Origin of the sequence: Sphingomonas sp. Leaf231, from assembly GCF_001421995.1 — a bacterium.
Taxonomy (GTDB): domain Bacteria; phylum Pseudomonadota; class Alphaproteobacteria; order Sphingomonadales; family Sphingomonadaceae; genus Sphingomonas.
In genome coordinates, this window is the sequence record NZ_LMLS01000002.1 from 635,050 (window position 1) to 651,345 (window position 16,296).

General features: G+C 67.9%; 15 protein-coding genes. 6 read left to right on the forward strand and 9 right to left on the reverse strand.

From position 1 onward, the window contains the following. Positions 1-4 precede the first annotated feature (4 nt). The 4 genes from ASE95_RS09220 to ASE95_RS09235 all read left to right on the forward strand — a co-directional run bounded on the left by ASE95_RS09220 (position 5) and on the right by ASE95_RS09235 (position 3,265). Positions 5-1,561 (forward strand): sensor histidine kinase, encoded by a 1,557-nt coding sequence (locus ASE95_RS09220; RefSeq protein WP_056634807.1) that lies wholly within the window; start codon positions 5-7, stop codon positions 1,559-1,561. Positions 1,562-1,596: 35 nt separating this feature from the next. Continuing rightward, on the forward strand, positions 1,597-1,941 hold the full coding sequence (locus ASE95_RS09225; RefSeq protein ID WP_268795836.1) for a response regulator: 345 nt from the start codon (positions 1,597-1,599) through the stop codon (positions 1,939-1,941). Then, complete coding sequence (locus ASE95_RS09230; protein WP_056634813.1) at positions 1,938-2,654, forward strand: Crp/Fnr family transcriptional regulator; 717 nt, start codon at positions 1,938-1,940, stop codon at positions 2,652-2,654. Before ASE95_RS09225 ends, ASE95_RS09230 begins: the two co-directional genes overlap by 4 nt. A gap of 68 nt (positions 2,655-2,722) precedes the next feature. Further along, positions 2,723-3,265, forward strand: a complete 543-nt coding sequence (locus ASE95_RS09235) for a TetR/AcrR family transcriptional regulator (RefSeq protein ID WP_056634816.1) — start codon at positions 2,723-2,725, stop codon at positions 3,263-3,265. Here the strand turns inward: ASE95_RS09235 and ASE95_RS09240 are convergent. From ASE95_RS09240 to ASE95_RS09250, 3 genes are read right to left on the reverse strand one after another with little or no spacing between them, the layout of a single operon-like run. Next, positions 3,251-4,699 (reverse strand): efflux transporter outer membrane subunit, encoded by a 1,449-nt coding sequence (locus ASE95_RS09240; RefSeq protein WP_056634819.1) that lies wholly within the window; start codon positions 4,697-4,699, stop codon positions 3,251-3,253. The two genes, ASE95_RS09235 and ASE95_RS09240, sit on opposite strands and share 15 nt — an antisense overlap. After that, positions 4,699-6,273 (reverse strand): MDR family MFS transporter, encoded by a 1,575-nt coding sequence (locus tag ASE95_RS09245; protein ID WP_056634822.1) that lies wholly within the window; start codon positions 6,271-6,273, stop codon positions 4,699-4,701. The genes ASE95_RS09240 and ASE95_RS09245 overlap by 1 nt, the downstream gene beginning before the upstream one ends. A 2-nt stretch (positions 6,274-6,275) precedes the next feature. Continuing rightward, a complete protein-coding gene (locus ASE95_RS09250; RefSeq protein ID WP_235528253.1) occupies positions 6,276-7,391 on the reverse strand; it encodes an HlyD family secretion protein in 1,116 nt (371 codons plus the stop codon). Between the two features lie 258 nt (positions 7,392-7,649). On the opposite strand from ASE95_RS09250, the gene ASE95_RS09255 reads away from it, so the two are divergent. After that, positions 7,650-8,348: a FadR/GntR family transcriptional regulator gene (locus ASE95_RS09255; protein WP_056634828.1), complete on the forward strand. Its 699-nt coding sequence runs from the start codon at positions 7,650-7,652 to the stop codon at positions 8,346-8,348. Between the two features lie 33 nt (positions 8,349-8,381). Here ASE95_RS09255 and ASE95_RS09260 read toward each other — a convergent pair whose 3' ends face one another. Both ASE95_RS09260 and ASE95_RS09265 read right to left on the reverse strand, forming a co-directional pair. After that, a complete protein-coding gene (locus ASE95_RS09260; protein ID WP_056634831.1) occupies positions 8,382-10,871 on the reverse strand; it encodes an ABC transporter permease in 2,490 nt (829 codons plus the stop codon). Beyond that, positions 10,868-11,575: an ABC transporter ATP-binding protein gene (locus tag ASE95_RS09265; protein WP_056634836.1), complete on the reverse strand. Its 708-nt coding sequence runs from the start codon at positions 11,573-11,575 to the stop codon at positions 10,868-10,870. Before ASE95_RS09265 ends, ASE95_RS09260 begins: the two co-directional genes overlap by 4 nt. Between ASE95_RS09265 and ASE95_RS09270 the strand changes: the two genes are divergently transcribed. Beyond that, positions 11,560-12,216, forward strand: coding sequence for an arylesterase (locus ASE95_RS09270; RefSeq protein ID WP_056634839.1), 657 nt, complete (start codon positions 11,560-11,562; stop codon positions 12,214-12,216). The genes ASE95_RS09265 and ASE95_RS09270 overlap by 16 nt on opposite strands. Before the next feature lie 193 nt (positions 12,217-12,409). Here ASE95_RS09270 and mobA read toward each other — a convergent pair whose 3' ends face one another. The 4 genes from mobA to cobU form a co-directional block, all read right to left on the reverse strand. Beyond that, positions 12,410-12,940, reverse strand: a complete 531-nt coding sequence (mobA, locus tag ASE95_RS09275) for a molybdenum cofactor guanylyltransferase (RefSeq protein ID WP_056634842.1) — start codon at positions 12,938-12,940, stop codon at positions 12,410-12,412. Positions 12,941-13,231: 291 nt separating this feature from the next. Continuing rightward, a complete protein-coding gene (purB, locus tag ASE95_RS09280) occupies positions 13,232-14,545 on the reverse strand; it encodes an adenylosuccinate lyase (RefSeq protein ID WP_056634845.1) in 1,314 nt (437 codons plus the stop codon). 74 nt (positions 14,546-14,619) lie between these two features. Further along, positions 14,620-15,711, reverse strand: a complete 1,092-nt coding sequence (locus ASE95_RS09285) for a Gfo/Idh/MocA family protein (protein WP_056634848.1) — start codon at positions 15,709-15,711, stop codon at positions 14,620-14,622. A 65-nt stretch (positions 15,712-15,776) separates the two neighbouring features. Next, the gene (gene cobU, locus ASE95_RS09290) at positions 15,777-16,292 is read right to left on the reverse strand and encodes a bifunctional adenosylcobinamide kinase/adenosylcobinamide-phosphate guanylyltransferase (RefSeq protein ID WP_056634851.1); all 516 of its coding nucleotides are present in this window, start codon (positions 16,290-16,292) and stop codon (positions 15,777-15,779) included. Positions 16,293-16,296: the final 4 nt, after the last annotated feature.

A 16,296-nucleotide genomic window follows, 5' to 3' on the forward strand; every position in this document is an offset into this window, starting at 1 on the left:
GGCGTTGAAGGCCGAAGCCCAAGACGAAACCGATCTCCTGGCAACGCTGGCGCGCAAGAATGCGGTGCTGCGGGCGATCAATCGTATCTTTCATGAAGCGCTGGGCGCGACGTCGGAAGAGGCATTGGGACGATTGTGTCTGGCGGTGGCCGAGGATGTCACCGGCGCGACGTTCAGTTTCATGGCGGAGCTGACGGAAGGTCGCGACCAGATCCACGATCTGGCGATCAGCGATCGCGCCTGGGCGCTGTTCCATCAGACATGGCCTGGCCTGGGGCCGCAAGGCGTGCCGACGCACTTCGACCTGCACGGCCTGTACGGGCGGGTGATCAACGACAACGCCAGCCTGATCGCCAACGACGCCTCGGCTCATCCCGATGCGATCGGCGTGCCGCATGGTCATCCGCCGCTCTCGTCCTTCCTGGGGGTGCCGTTGCATCGACAGGGCGAACTTATCGGTTTGATCGCGCTGGGCAACCGCCCGGGAGGGTTCCGAGATGTCGATCGGATGGCCGCCGAGGAACTGGCGCCCGCGATCGTGCAGGCGCTCTACAGCAAGCGTGCCGAACTGGCGCTGCGCGAAAGCGAGGACATCAGGCGGGTCAGCATGGAGCTGGTGCCTGCCATCCTGTGGCGCGCCGATCACGCCGGCCGCAATGTCATGTCGAACGGGCAATGGTCCGAACTGACCGGACAGAGTGAGCGGGCGGCGGCGGACTGGGGCTGGCTGGATCGGGTGCACCCCGCCGACCGCGACAAGGTAGAGGCTGCGTTTCGTCATTCCTACGCCACGGCGGAACCGATGGAGCAGCAGATGCGGATCCGGTGCCGGGGAGGTGTGCATCGCTGGTTCCTGATGCGGTTGGTGGCGGTAAGCGACCAGCAATCGGCGGACACGCATTGGTTCGGCGCGGCGACCGACGTCCACGTCGTGCGCCAGCTGGAAGAGCGGCAACGACGGCTGGTGGCGGAACTCCAGCACCGCGTACGCAACATCCTGACGGTGGTACGGTCGGTTTTTTCGCGGACCGTAGAGGCCGGTGGCGCGATGGAGGATGTGTCCGACCATTTCCGCGGACGGCTCGACGCCCTTGCGCGCACCCAGGCCATCGTCACGCAGACCGCCAGCGGCCATGTCGATCTGGAAAACCTGATCCGCGACGAATTGCTGAGCATCGGGGTGGCCGATGGTGCGGCCCTGGCCCTGTCGGGACCGGATGTGCCGTTGCCGCCGCGCGCCGCAGAGGCGATCGGACTGGCGGTGCACGAACTGGCGATGAACGCGGTCAAATTCGGGGCGTTGAAGGTGCCCGGCGCGGTTCTGGAGATCGACTGGTCGTGCGACGTGGATGGCGACGGCACGCAGCACGTGCGGCTGGCGTGGATCGAAAAGGGCGTGCCGGCAGTGCCTATTTCGCCTAGCCGTCAAGGGTTTGGGACTGAATTGATTTGCGAGGCGTTGCCATATCAATATGGTGCGGACACGCATCTGGCATTCGTGGGGGGCGGCGTGCGCTGCACTATTACGATGCCGCTTCTTGAGGAAGGAAGCTTGTTCTGACGACCACCGGCAATCTGAAGGGCAGGCGTCTCCTGATCGTCGAGGATGAATATTTCATCGCGTCGGACCTCAAGCGGGCGCTGGAGGCGGAGGGCATGGTGGTCGTCGGCCCTGCCGGGCGGGTGGACGATGCAATGGCGCTGGTCGATCGCGGCGGCGTGGACGTGGCGATGCTGGACGTGAACCTGGGCAGTGCCATGTGCTTCCCCGTCGCAGAGCGACTGGCAGCGCTGGGGATACCATTTCTGTTCCTGACCGGTTATGACGGATGGACGTTGCCCGAACCGCTGCGCGATGTGCCGTTGCTCGCCAAGCCGTTCAATAACAATGCGGTAGTCGCGGCGGTCCGCGCCTTATGCGACATGGAGGAAGGTCGATGATCCGGGGACAATTGCGCGGCGAGGTGCGTGAACCGGCGCTGACGCGCCTGATGGCGCTGACGTCGCTCGACGCCCCCGCGGTTGCGGCGTTGAACGACGCGCTGGCCCATGCCCACCCGATCCGTGTGCGGCGGGACGTCATCACCGAGGGACGCGAGATCGCCGAGCCGCTGCTGCTGCTGTCGGGTTGGGCGGCGCGTGTGCGGCTGCTGCCGGACGGACGCCGACAGTTCCTCAGCTTCCTGCTTCCCGGTGATCTGATCGGATGGTGCGATCATCCCTACGCGCTGGCCGTGTCGACCGTGGTCGCGATGTCGGACGTGACGGTGTGCCCGTTGCCGCCTGCGGAAACCGGCACGCCGCTTCATGCTGCCTATGCGATCAGCCGCGCGATGGACGAAGGACATTTGCTGGCGCAGATCACGCGGTTGGGGCGGTTGAACGCGCAGGAGCGGATCAGCGACCTGTTGCTCGAATTGCACGAGCGTCTGACGCTGAACGGCACCGCGAACAGCAATGGGTTCGATCTGCCGCTCACACAGGAGACGCTGGCGGACGCGCTGGGGCTGACCTCCGTTCATGTGAACCGCATGCTGCAGCAGGCCCGTCGTGAGGGCGACCTGCAATGGCGGGTTGGGCATGTGCGGCTGAGCGATCCCGCCGGGCTGGCCCGAAAGATCGGCCACGCGCCGGTGCGCGTTTCCGCACGCTGAACGCCGCCGAGGTAATCGACCGCGCGGGCGCGAACCACGAAGGTCCGGGCAACGATGGCGGGCGTGCGATGCGACGCGACGCGCTGGCCCGCCGGGCAGCGTTGATCGAGGCTGCGCGGATATGCTTCGCGCGATCGGGCTATTTCGTGCCACTGGAGGAGGTGGCCGATGCGGCCGGTGTCGGTCGAGGCACCTTCTACCGCAACTTCAAGGATCGCATGGCGCTGGCACTGGCGGTGTTCGAGCATGAGATCGACAGGCTGGCGCCGTTGGTCGATGTCGACCTGCCGCTAGACCGCGCGTTGGCCCGGGTCGTCATCGAGGGCGCCGATGCGACCCGGCTGTTCGCACGACTGGCGATCGACATGCCGCTCGATGGCGAGAATCGCGCCGCATTCGATGGCCTGCGCGATCGGCTGCAGGCGCTGCTGGAGCCGCTTGCGGTGCGGGCGCGGCGTGACGGCACGATCAGCATCGGAATGGGCGCGCGCGAACTGATGCTGGCGATGCGGATGCTGGGCGCCATCATCATGCCGGCACCTGCGGCGCTGCGCAACGCCTTGCTCGATGAAGGACTGGCGCTGGTGATGGCGGGGCTACGGCCGCGCTGACCCGGGTGGGTCGATCCAGCCGAGCCCAAGGCTTTTTTGCACCGCGATGTAATTGCCGGTTAACTGCGCCCGACCCTGTTCGACGGCGATCGCGGCGGACACACGTTGGCGTTCGACGTCCAGCTGGTCGACCAGGGTGCTGGTCCCGGCCTCTACCCGCTGCGCGTTGAGCCGCGCCGCCCGTGTCGCGGATTGATCGGCGAGCAGCAATTGCGCTAGTTGCGCGCGGGTATTTCCGAACCGCGACAGGCTGGTTTCCGCGTCCTGCAATGCTTCCAGTACCGCCTGACGATATTGCGCCGCCGCGGCGTCGCGTTGTGCCTCTGCCTGCGCAACGGCGGCACGGTTGCGTCCGAAATCGAGGAATGACCAGCTGAGCATCGGCGCGGCGAGGGTCGCCAGCTTCGACGGGTCGAGCACATCCAAGATACCCGTGCCACCGAGCCCGACGATCCCCATCAGCTTGAGTGAAGGGAACATCCGTGCGGTCGCCACGCCGATCCGGGCGCTGCCCGCCGCCAGCTCGCGCTCCGCGGCGCGGATGTCCGGGCGATGCGCGATCAGCGCCGCAGGGTCGCCGATCGGTACCTGCGCCGGCGGGAGCGGCACCGGGCGAGCCGGTGCGAGCGTCGCGTCCAGCGCGCCGGGCGCGCGCCCGGCCAGGATCGCCAGCTGACCCTTGTACTCGTCGATCTGCGCGGCGAGCGGGATGGTTTGCGCATCGGTTTCGTTCAGCTGGGTACGGAGCCGTTCGACCTGCAATCGGGAGGCGGTGCCGGCGGTGTAGCGCTGCTCGACCAGCGCGAGTTGCCGACGTTGCAGCATGCTCGACTGCGCGTTCAGCGCCGTACGCGCCTGCGCGTCGCGCAACCCGACATAGGCTTGCGCCACCTGCGCCGACAGCGTCACCTGTGCATCGGCAAGTTGCGCGAAACGTTGCTCCGCGGCAGCGTGACCCTGTTCGCGCGCGCGCCGGCCGCCGCCGAACAGATCGGGCTCCCACGATGCGGTGCCGCCGAGGTTGTAGAAATCGAGCGCTGTGTCGCCGTCTTCTCCGCCACCGCCACCGCCATCGCCGATCCCGGTGCCGGGCAGGCGGGCGTTGAGGTACACGCCACTGGCGCTGACGCTGGGCAGCCGCGCGGCGCGCTGCTGCCGGTATTGCGCCTGCGCCGCGCGCAGGTTCGCCGCCGCGGCTTCGATCGTCGGGCTGTGCGCCAGAGCGTCTTCGACCAGCGCGGTCAATGTCGCGTCGCCCAGTGGCTCCCACCAGCGCGCGAGTCCCGGGGCGGGGGTGAGCGCAGCGTCTTGCGCGCGGACGAACGTGCCGCGTGCGACCGCCTCCCGGGCAATGGCGGGCGGACCCTTATAGTCGGGGCCCACGGTGCAGGCGCCGAGCAGCGCGAGCGTAAGCAGGGGAATCGCATGGCGCATCAGTGCATCGCCGCCGGCGCGGCACCCTTGGGAAGCGGACGGAGAAACAGCACGAGCGGGAGGACCAGGAAGGTACCCATACCCATGATCCAGAAGATGTCGTTGTAGGTCATGACCAGCGCCTGCCCTTGGATTTGCTGTCCCAGCGTGCGCAGTGCAGCCTGTGGTCCGCCAAGCGACGGAGCGGTTGTCGAGAGATATTCCTGCACCCGCACCGAATTGGCGTCGAGCGACTCCTCGATCCGGCGGGAATGGAACCACGAACGCTGGTCCTGGATGATCGCGATACCGGCCAGCGCGAAGCTGCCGCCGAGGTTGCGCATCGCACTGAACAGGCCGGAGGCGTCGCCCGCCTCGGCCGGCGGCACGGAACGGATCGCAGCCTGGCTGAGGAACAGCATCGCCAGGATCTGCCCGACGCCTCGCAGCAGCTGCGACGCGGTGAAATCATGCCCGACCGAATCGATCGTCAGATTGGCGTCGAGCAACGCCGATACGCCCATGATCAGCAATCCCGCACCCACCGCCAGCCGGATATCGACGCGCACCAGCAGGATCGGGACGAACGCCATCATCAGGAAACTGGGGATGCCCGCCAGCAGCACGACCTTGCCCGATTGCAGCGCATTGTAGTCCGCGATCGCGGCGAGAAACTGCGGAATGGCATAGGACGTGCCGTACAGCACGATGCCCAGCACCATGCCCATCAACGCGACCGAACCGAACTGCCGGTCAAGCAGCAGCCGCAACTTGATGATCGGCCGCCGCGCGAAGACCTGTCCTGCGATCAGCAGGCCGAAGCCGAATACCGTCACCGCGAACATCCAGCGGATCAGTTCGGAGGAGAACCATTGCTCGCGCTGCCCTTCTTCGAGAAAGACGGTTAGCCCGCCCAGCCCGAGCGCCAGGCCGGCGATACCGAGCCAGTCGGCCTCGCGGAACAGGTGAAGGCGCGACGGTTCGTGGCGCAGGCCGATCAGCAGCAGCAGGACGAGGATGCCGCAGATCGGCAGGTTGAGGAAGAAGGCATAGTGCCAGCTGATGTTCTCGGTCAGCCAGCCGCCGACCAGCGGACCGAGGACGGGGCCGAGGATCGCGGTCATCCCGAAGGCTGCGATGCCGATCGGTTGCTGCGAACGCGGCAGGCGCTGCGCGATGATCGTTTGCGCGGTGGGGATCATCGCGCCGCCGGTGAACCCCTGCCCGACACGGCCGACGATCATCTGCGTCAGCGTGTCGGCGGTACCGCAAATGACCGAGAAGATCGTGAACAGCACCGCTGCGACCAGCAGGAAAGTCCGCAATCCCAGCAGCCGGTCGAGCCATGCGGCCATCGGAATGATGACGATTTCGGCGACCAGATAGGCGGTGGCGATCCACGTTCCCTCCGTACCGCTCGCCCCGATCTCGCCCTGGATCGTCGGCAGGGAGGAATTGACGATCGAGATGTCGAGCGTCGCCATGAACGCACCGAGCGTGCCGGCGGCGACCGCCAGCCAGGCGGCAAGATCGGCACGCTCTGCGCCGCCCGCCGGCAAGGCTTCGTTGCGGGGAGTGGTGGCGGCGCTCGCCATCTTCAGCGCTCCTGCCGATTGGCCTTGCGCTGTTCGTCGCGCAGCCGCTCGATGTCGTCCTTCGCGCCTTTGGTGTCGACGGTCACCTCCACGGACAGGCCGGGCACGAGCAGGCGGCGGGTCCGCGCGGTCGCTTCCAGTGCGATACGGACCGGCACACGCTGGGTGATCTTGGTGAAATTGCCGGTCGCGTTCTGGGGCGGCAGCAGCGAGAACTGCGCCCCCGTGCCGGGCGAGAAGCTGGCCACGCGGCCCTTCAGCGCAATGCCGTCGAGCGCATCGACCTTGATCTCGACCGGCTGGCCCGGGCGCATCAGCGCAAGCTGCGTTTCCTTGAAATTGGCGGTGATGTAGAGCCGGTCGAGCGGCACCAGCGTCATCAGGCGTGCACCCGTGCCGGCATACTGCCCCACCGTCACGGTTTTGTCGCCGACCCGCCCGCCGATAGCGGCACGGATCAGGGTGGCGTTCACATCGACGTCGGCGGCGCTTTGTTGCGCGCGCGCCGCCTGCGCCTGAGCGAGGCCCTGTTTCACCTGGGTCGCGAAAGTCGCGATGCGGCGCTGCTGCATGGCGACCGCAGCCTGCTGCGCGCGAACCGCCTGCGCGGATTGTTGCGCCGCCAGTTGCAATTGCGCGAGCTGTTGCCGGGTTTCCGCACCGGATGCGGCAAGCGGGCGGTAGCGCGCGACCTCGGCAGCATCGTGCGCCGCCTTGTCACGGGCCGATGCCAGTTGCGCGCGCGCCTGGTCGATCGCGGCATATTGTTCGCGGACCTGCGCACGCGCGCTGTCGGTCTGCGCATCGGCGACCGCGATCTGGGCTTCGGCTTGCGCGGCCTGCGCGCGTGAGGTCCGGGGGTCGATCCGCACCAGCGGCTGACCTGCACGTACGTCCTGATTGTCGGTGACGAAGACTTCGGCGACATAGCCGGCGACGCGTGGCGCGACCGTCACCATATCCGCATCGACGCGCGCGTCGTTGGTTTCCTGCATATACCGGCCATGCGACTGGTAGCGCAGATACCAGATCGTGCCCCCGACGAGCGCCGCAAGGGCGACGACGATCAGGATCGCCCTGGCGCGGCCGCTCAGCCGGCGTTTTGCGGGAGGCGTCAAGGACGCGGCCGCTTCGTGCGGTGCGTTGGGCGGGGCAGCCTCTTGCGACATAGGTTCGGTCCAGCAGCGACAGGGGGACTCGGCCCTGCGAGGACCGTAAGCGGACGATATGTCCGGTTAAGGTTGCGCTGCAAGTGCGAAACGTAGCGATCGTGCAGAAGTGGGTCAGCGCGATTGTACTCGCCGCGGCGCAATGCAGCGGGTACGTTGCCGCGATGCGACGCGTGATGGGCGGGCACGGAGGGGAGACAATCGTCGGTGCAGCAAACGTTCGGTCGCAATCTGACCTATGGACTTCACGAGACGCTTGGTCGTGCGATCGTGGTCGGCGATTACGTCGATCGATCTTTCCCCAACGAAGCCGACATCGTGCGCGAACATGGCGTCAGTCGCTCGGTCACCCGCGAGGCGGTGAAGATGCTGGCCGCCAAGGGGCTGCTCGGCGCACGGCCAAAGCAGGGGACGTTCGTGCGCCCGCAGGAGGCATGGAACCTTCTCGACCCCGACGTCCTGCGCTGGTTGCTGGAGCGAGAGGCGTCGATCGATCTGCTACGCCACTTCAATGAATTGCGGGTGGGCGTGGAGCCGGAAGCTGCCGCGCTCGCAGCACGCTGCGCGAGCACCGAGCAACAGGCGGCGATCTCGGCGGGACTGGTGCGGATGGTGGCCGCCGAACGTGGCGAGGACGATACGCTCGACGCCGACATCGCCTTTCACGTCGCGGTGCTGCGGGCGTCGAACAATCCCTTTTTCGCTCAGTTCCGCGACATGGTGAGCACGGCGCTGCGCACCTCGATCCGCTTCACCAATCGTATCGCGGGGCGCAGCGCGAACATCGCCGAACATACCGCCGTGCGCGACGCGATCCTCGCCGGCGATGCTGCGGCGGCGCATGCGGCGATGCGCGCGTTGATCGTCAACGTGCTGACGCTGATCGATCCGCCCGCCAAGCCCTGAACTACCGAACGGCCTGACTGACCTGGGCCCTGACTACAACGTTCGCAGCATTTGCGCCGGGCGGGCGCGCAACGCGGGGATACTGCCCGCGACGCCGATACCAAGCGTGACCAGACTGGCGGTGCCGAGCGTCAGCGCCACCCGCGCCGCATCGGGTGCCCAGCGCATGTCGAAGACGTGAGTGACGACGTACCAGCCCGCGGCCCCGCCCGCCGCCAGCGCGACCGCCGACAGCAAGGCGGCAAGCAACGCATATTCGATTGCCTGCGCCGCCAGCACCTGCCGGGTGCTGCCCCCCAGCAACTTGAGCACGACGGTATCATAGCGACGCGCGCGCCCCGACGCGGCGACCGCCCCGATCAGCACGGCCAGCCCGGCCAGCACCGTCGCCGCAGCGGCGACGCGCACCGCGGTGGCGATCTGCCCGAGCAGGGCCGAGACCTGCCCGATGACATCGCCGGTACGGATCAGCGTGACCGAGGGCATCGCTTCGCCGACGCTCCGCGCGATCGCGCCATCGCGCACTGCGGGCGCGTAGATGCTGGCGAGCAGGCTATGGGGCGCTTCCTCGATATAGCCGGGCGAGAACACGATCGCGAAGTTCAGTCCCAACCCCTTCCAGTCGATCTTGCGCAGTGCCGCGATCCTTGCCGGTACGTCGACGCCCAACACCGATACGGTGATCGCGTCGCCGACCCGCAGGCCCAGCGCAGTCGCGGCGCGATCCTCGATCGAGACGAGCGGCGGGCCGCGATAACCGGCTGGCCACCATCGGCCGGCGACGACCTCGTTGCGCGGCGGCACTGCGGCCGACCACGTCAGCGTGCGGTCACCGCGTAGCACCCAGGCGTCGGCCGGCAGCGTCTTGATCTGCGTGACCGGCACGCCCTTGATCGCGACGATCGCACCGCGCAGCGATGGCACCGCCTCGATCCGGGCACCGGGCGCGGCGCGGCGGACGGCGTCGCGGAAGGTCGTCGCCTCTTCGGCGGGTACGTCCGCGGCGAAGAAGCGCGGCGCGCGTGCCGGGGCGCTGCCGACCAGTTCGGCGGACAGGCTCGAATCGATGACCGCCAACGCGACGAACAGCGAAAAGCCCAGGCCGAGCGCCACCACCAGCCGGTCCGTGGCCGCCCCCGGCCGGTGGAGGTTGGCGAGCGCGAGTCGCGGCAAGGCGGCGCGTGGCCGTGGCAGCCGCGCGAGCAGGCGACGCAGCGCGATGCCGACCAGCCATAGCAGTACGACCAGCCCGGCGATCGCCGCGACGAATCCGAGTGCGAGCAACCGGTCGCTGGACGACAGCACCGCCAGCGCGACCAGCAGCGCGAGCAACAGCGCCATCGCGGCGAGGACGCGCCACGACGGCCGACCGGCGTCGGCGAGTGCATCGCGCAGCAGCGTCGCGGCGGGCACCCGCCGCGCCTGCGCCAGTGCGGGTAGCGCGAACAGCAAGGCGACCAGCACCGCCAGCGCCGCGGCGGTGACGAGCGGCAGGGGATAGAGCGCGAGCCGCGGCGCGATCGGCAGCGCATCGCCTGCGGCCCGGCTGACGATCCACGGCACCGCTGCACCCAGGACCAGCCCGGGCAAGGTCCCGACGGCGCCGACCAGCCCCAGCTCGATCAGGAACAGCCGGGCGATCAGCGGGGAACGCGCACCCAGTACCTTGAGCGTGGCGATCATGCGCGTGCGCGCCGCCAGATAGGCCGACACGCCGCTGCCCACGCCGACGCCGGCGATCGCCAGCGCGGCGAGGCCGACCAGCAACAGGAACTGTCCCAGCGTGGCGACGCCGCCGCGCAAGCCGCGGGCGGCATTGTCGGTGGTGCGCGGGGTCCAGCCCGCGCCGGGGAAGCGGGCCGCAAGGCGCTTGCCAGTGGCTTCCGCCCCCGTCGGGGAGGGAAGCACGATGCGATAGCCGCTGCGGTACAGGCTGCCCGGCTGTATCAGTGCGCTGGCATCCAGCCCGGCCATGTCGACCAACACCGGGCTGCCGAGCGCAAAGCCCGCACCGAGCCGGTCGGGTTCCTCGGCGATCAACCCGATGATGCGAAACGGCGTGGTGCCGAGGCGCAGCGTGTCACCGACCCCCACGCGCAGCCGCTCCGCCAAGGCAGGCGCGATCGCAGCCTCCCGGCCGTGCGGACGTGGGGCGAGGGCCCCGGTAGCGAGACGGAAGCGCCCGACCAGCGGCCAACGATCGTCGACGCCGCGCAAGTCGACCAGCGCGGCGTCCGAGCCGGCGTGGGCCATCGCGCGCATCGACACGACCTCCGCGACCGGACCCGCAGCGGCGAAGGCGGCGAGTTCCTCCGGATTTGCGCGGCGTTGCGAGACGACCAGCTCGACATCGCCGCCCAGCATCGCGCGACCCTGCGCATCGAGCGCGGCAAGCATCGCCGCCGACAAGCTGCCGATCCCGGCCAGCGCAGAGGTGCCAAGGAACAGGCACATCGCCAGCAGCAGCAACCCGCGCCCGCCGCGCCGCAGGTCACGCAGCGCGAGGCTGAGCGCGATGCTCACGCGCGACGGCGATCGGCGACGATCCGCCCGTCGGCCAGTTCGACCACGCGCGCGCAGCGGGCCGCCAGCGCCGGATCGTGGGTGATGACCAGCATCGTCGTGCCCGCCTGCGCCGCACGCTCGAACAGCAGGTCCATGATCGTCGCACCCGTGGCGGTATCGAGATTGCCGGTCGGTTCGTCGGCGAACAGCAATGCCGGTCGCCCGACCAGGGCGCGCGCGATCGCCACGCGCTGCTGCTCGCCGCCGGAGAGCTGCGCGGGGTAATGGTCGACCCGTGCGGCCAGCCCGACCGCCGCCAGCTCATCGCGCGCGCGGACGAACGCGTTCGCATCGCCGGCGAGTTCGAGCGGCACCGCGACATTTTCCAGCGCGGTCATCGTCGGCAGCAGGTGGAAGGCCTGTAGCACGATGCCGATCCGCCCGCGCCGCGCCACGGCCAGCGCATCCTCGTCCAGCGTCGTGAAGTCGCGCCCGACCACGCGCACCTCGCCGGCAGTCGGGCGTTCCAGCCCGGCGAGCACCGCCATCAACGACGACTTGCCCGATCCCGACGCGCCCAGGAGCGCCACGGTTTCTCCTGACGCGACGGTCAGGTCGACGCCGTGGAGGATCTCCACCCGCGCCGGCGCGCGGCCGAGGGCGAGTCGCACGTTGCGCGCGACGATCGGGGCGTTATCGATGGGGGATGAGGAACCGGTCACGATCGCATCGATACGAAGGGTGGCGGTGGCTTGTCCATCCGATCCTGCTGATGTTGCTGGCGGCACCGGCTGCCGCGGCACCGCGGGCACCATTGATATGGGCGTTCGGCGACAGTTTGACCGCGGGTTACGGCCTGCCGCCCGCGCAGGGCTTTCCCGCACGGCTGCAGGCCGAGCTGCGGCGGCAGGGCGTCGCGGCCACGGTTCGCAACGGCGGCGTGGCGGGCGATACCGCGGCGCAGGGGCGGGCGCGGCTGCGCTGGGGATTGCGCGGGCTGAAGGCGGTGCCGGATCTGGTGATCGTCGAACTCGGGGCGAACGACATGTTGCGCGGCCTCCCGCCGGCGCAGGCGCGCGCGAACCTCGATAGTATCCTGACCGAACTGCGCGCGCGCAACATTCCGGTGCTCTTGGCCGGCATGCGCGCCGCGCCGAACATGGGTGCCGATTATGCGCGCGCGTTCGAGGGTATGTACCCGGCGCTGGCGCGCAAGCACGGCGTGGCCCTGTACCCGTTCTTCCTCGACGGCGTGGCCGGTCAGCGTGATTTGTTTCAGGGCGACGGGCTGCACCCCAATGCACGCGGGGTCGATATCGTCGTGCGGCGGATCGCGCCTGCGGCGCGCCGCGCGCTGAAGTGAACGGGATCGCTTGTCGTTCGAGGGGGTTGATGGGGTGCAAGGAGACGCGATCATGATGACCGACCCCGACAAGCATGAGACCGACGAGGATCAGGCCGCCGCGATGGAAGAGGCGCAGGAACAGGCCGCCGAGGAGCGCGAGGAAGAAGGCGGATATCAGTGATGCCTATGGGGCAGTCTGCCCGCGGCGATGCTATCCGGCCTGGCCGAGGCTGGTAAGATCGTCGAGCGTGTTGATGTTGGCGAAGGCTACGCCGGGTAGCACTGGCATCGCGCCTTCGCTGACCGCCCAGCGGCGGATCGCGCGGGGCTGATCGTCGAGCAGGTAAGAGAGCAACGGCACCGCAAGACGAACCGGCCACAGGCCGATCGTCGGTGCCTCTGCCGCATAGGCCGGTGCGGCCGCGATCAGCGCGGCGATCAGTTCGGGCGACAGGGTGGGTGTATCGCAGGCGGTGGTCAGCACCGCGTCGAAGCCGTGATCGGCGGCATGGGCCAGCGCGCCGGCAATCCCGCCGAGCGGGCCGAGATCCGGGAACGGCAGGTCCGGCACGGTGGCCACCGGCGCGGATGGACGCCCGACCACCACCAGCGTCGCGCTATAGGGACGCAGACTGGCGAGCGCGTGATCGATCAGCGCGGTCCCGTCCAGCAATGCCAAGGCCTTGTCGCTGCCGAAGCGCGTTGCCTTGCCACCGGCGAGAACGGCACCCAGAATATTCACAGGAAAGTGGAAACGGGCAATCCGCCCCCCGTCAGAGGGGCGGTGTGCCGATGGGTCAGAGCGTGGTGAACACCACGCCGACCACCAGCGCCTGGGCCGCAAGGGCCAGCGCGGTGCTGGCAGCGGTTTCGAACATGCGCATGGGAATAGTCTCCGATCGCCGGAGTAATCCGGCACCGAGGCATGTGCGTTTTATTACCCCGCTGCGCAATAATCGAACAACGCATTCGTACTTGCACCCTTTGCAACCGGTAGCTTAACGGATTCGCAACCGCTGCGTCAGCCGAGTCCTTAGCGGGCGAACACGCGCTCGAAGATCGTATCGACATGGCGGTAGTGATAATCGAGGTCGAACTTCTCGTCGATTTCGGCGGTCGACAGCGCTGCGGTGACTTCCGGATCGGCCTTAAGCAACTCCTGCAATGACAATTCGCCGTCCGATTCCCACACCTTCATGGCGTTGCGCTGGACCAGCTTGTATGAATCCTCGCGGCTGACGCCCGCCTGGGTCAGCGCGAGCAGGACGCGTTGCGAATGGACCAGCCCGCCCATGCGATCGAGGTTCTTCTGCATCCGTTCGGGATAGACCAGCAATTTGTCGATCACGCCGGTCAGGCGCACCAGCGCGAAGTCGAGCGTGATCGTCGCGTCGGGGCCGATGTAACGCTCGACCGAGGAGTGGCTGATGTCGCGTTCGTGCCAGAGGGCGACATTTTCGAGCGCGGGCGTGACGTAGCCGCGCACCATGCGCGCAAGGCCGGTCAGGTTCTCGGTCAGTACCGGGTTGCGCTTGTGCGGCATCGCCGACGAACCCTTCTGGCCCGGCGAAAAATACTCTTCCGCTTCCAGCACTTCGGTACGTTGCAGGTGGCGGACCTCCGTCGCCAGCCGCTCGACCGAACTGGCGATGACGCCGAGCGTCGCGAAGAACATCGCGTGACGATCCCGCGGGATGACCTGAGTCGAGACCGGCTCGATTGCAAGACCCAGCTTGTCGGCGACATGTGCCTCCACACGGGGATCGATGTTGGCGAACGTGCCGACCGCGCCGGAGATCGCGCATGTCGCAATGTCGTCGCGCGCCGCCGCCAAGCGGTTGCGGTTGCGGCGGAACTCGGCATGCGCCTGCGCCAGTTTCAGGCCGAAGGTCACCGGCTCCGCATGGATGCCATGGCTGCGGCCGATCGTCGGCGTCAGCTTATGTTCGTGCGCGCGCCGCTCCAGCACCTCCAGAAGCCGGTCGAGATCGGCAAGCAGGATGTCCGACGCGCGCGCCAGCTGCACCGACAAGGTGGTGTCGAGCACGTCGGAAGAGGTCATGCCCTGATGCATGAACCGTGCGTCGTCGCCAACCTGCTCGGCTACCCAGGTCAGGAAGGCGATGACGTCATGCTTGGTAACCGCTTCGATCGCGTCGATCGCCGCGACGTCGATAGACGGGTTCGTCGCCCACCAGCGCCACAGCGCGTCGGCGGCGCTTCCCGGGACGACGCCCAGTTCCGCCAGCGCCTCGGTCGCATGCGCCTCGATCTCGAACCAGATGCGATAACGCGCCTCCGGCTCCCAGATCGCGGCCATGTCGGGGCGGGAGTAGCGGGGGATCATGCGCGCGGTCCTTCGATTTGGAGTCCGGCGGGCGGGTAGCAGTGTGGGCGCGGGCGGGCAAATGCCCGCGCCCGTCACGCCAGCCGGATGGTCTTGCCCTCCCGCACCGAGCGATAGATCGCTTCCACGATCCGCATGTCGCGAAGGCCTTCTTCCCCCGAGACGATCGGTTCACGGCCATCGGTGACGCATTGCGACAGGTGATCCAGCTGCCCGGCGAATTGCGTTTTGGCCGGGCCGGGCGGTGGCGACACCTGCTGTTCGCGCCCGTCGCGCCCGGTCCACAATTTGTTGCCGTCGTAGCGGGTTGCAGGTTCCAGTTCGACGCGGCCCTTGCTGCCCATCAGCAGGATGTGGTTTTGATTCGCCGAATACATCGACTGGCAGCTGGCGATCGCGCCGGACGGAAACTCGAGCGTCCAGTCGATCATATCCTCGACCTCGCGGAAGCGTGGATCGCTGCGGTCCGTCGATTCGCGCGCGGTGACGGCCACCGGCTCCTCTCCGGTCATGTATCGTGCCGCCTGCAGGCTGTAGACGCCCATGTCCATCAACGATCCGCCACCGGACAGCGCGCGCTTCAGCCGCCACGCATTCGGATCGCCAGCGGTGAAGCCGTGTTCGGAACGGACGTAGCGGATCTTGCCGGTGTCCGGATGTTTCGCCAACCGCATCGCCGCGATGTTGGTCGGCTCGAAATGGCAGCGATAGCCGATCATCAGCTTGCGTTTCGCCGCCTTGCACGCCGCGATCATCGCCTCGCATTCCGCGACCGACACCGCCATCGGCTTTTCGCACATGACATGCTTGCCGGCCTTGGCGGCGCGAATCGAATATTCGGCATGCATCGAGTTGGGCAGGCAGACATAGACGATATCGACATCGGGATTGTCGCGGATGCTGTCGAAATTGGCGTAGGAATAGATGGCGTTATCGGCGAGGCCATGTTCGGCGGCGACCTTCTTCGCCTTGGCAGCGTCACCGCTGACCACTGCCGCCAGCCGGCTATGCGTGCAATTCTTGAACTCGGGAATGATGCGTCCCAGGCCGTAGCCGCCCAGTCCGACGATCGCATAGCCGAGCTTGCGTCCGGCCGGCTGCGCGCAGGCACCGCCGGCGACCAGCAGCGGCGCAGCGGCGATAAGCGTGCGGCGTCCGATCTCCATCCCCGTCTCCCTTTTTTCTTTTGCGATACGAGGCTGCGGATGTCGGGCGACTAAGTCAATCCGTCTTATTTCAAACGCATAGCCAGGCCTGCGACGATCAGATCGACCCGGTCGACTGTAGCGGCAACGCGTTGGTTGACGCGCCCGGCCACATCGCGAAAACGCCGCGCCAGCGCATTGTCGGGTACGATCCCCCAGCCGACCTCGTTCGACACCAGCACGATGCGCGCTGGCGTGATCGCCAGCGCGGCAAGCAGCGCATCGGTCGCGGCGTCGATGTCGGCGTCACCCAGCAAAAGGTTCGACGTCCAAAGCGTCAGACAGTCGACCAGCACCACCGGCGCGTCGGCGGAGGCGATCGCCTCCGCCAGCGCGAGCGGCGCCTCGATCGTCCGCCAGTCCGCGTCGCGATCGGCACAGTGGCGGGCGATCCGGTCAACCATTTCGGCATCGAACGCCTGCGCGGTAGCGACGAAGACGCGCGGCGGCGCGAACGCCTCCGCCAGTGCCTGCGCATGGCGGCTCTTGCCCGAGCGCGCGCCGCCGAGCACCAGCCGGGTGCGCCATGCATCGTCGTTCATGCGA

What these genes read in the sequence shown, in the direction of transcription:
- purB (WP_056634845.1), bottom strand. Translation starts at nt 14,545, where the DNA reads ATGATCCCCCGCTACTCCCGCCCCGACATGGCCGCGATCTGGGAGCCG.
- ASE95_RS09240 (WP_056634819.1), bottom strand. Translation starts at nt 4,699, where the DNA reads ATGCGCCATGCGATTCCCCTGCTTACGCTCGCGCTGCTCGGCGCCTGC.
- ASE95_RS09235 (WP_056634816.1), top strand. Translation starts at nt 2,723, where the DNA reads ATGCGACGCGACGCGCTGGCCCGCCGGGCAGCGTTGATCGAGGCTGCG.
- ASE95_RS09285 (WP_056634848.1), bottom strand. Translation starts at nt 15,711, where the DNA reads ATGGAGATCGGACGCCGCACGCTTATCGCCGCTGCGCCGCTGCTGGTC.
- ASE95_RS09270 (WP_056634839.1), top strand. Translation starts at nt 11,560, where the DNA reads ATGAGGAACCGGTCACGATCGCATCGATACGAAGGGTGGCGGTGGCTT.
- cobU (WP_056634851.1), bottom strand. Translation starts at nt 16,292, where the DNA reads ATGAACGACGATGCATGGCGCACCCGGCTGGTGCTCGGCGGCGCGCGC.
- ASE95_RS09245 (WP_056634822.1), bottom strand. Translation starts at nt 6,273, where the DNA reads ATGGCGAGCGCCGCCACCACTCCCCGCAACGAAGCCTTGCCGGCGGGC.
- ASE95_RS09230 (WP_056634813.1), top strand. Translation starts at nt 1,938, where the DNA reads ATGATCCGGGGACAATTGCGCGGCGAGGTGCGTGAACCGGCGCTGACG.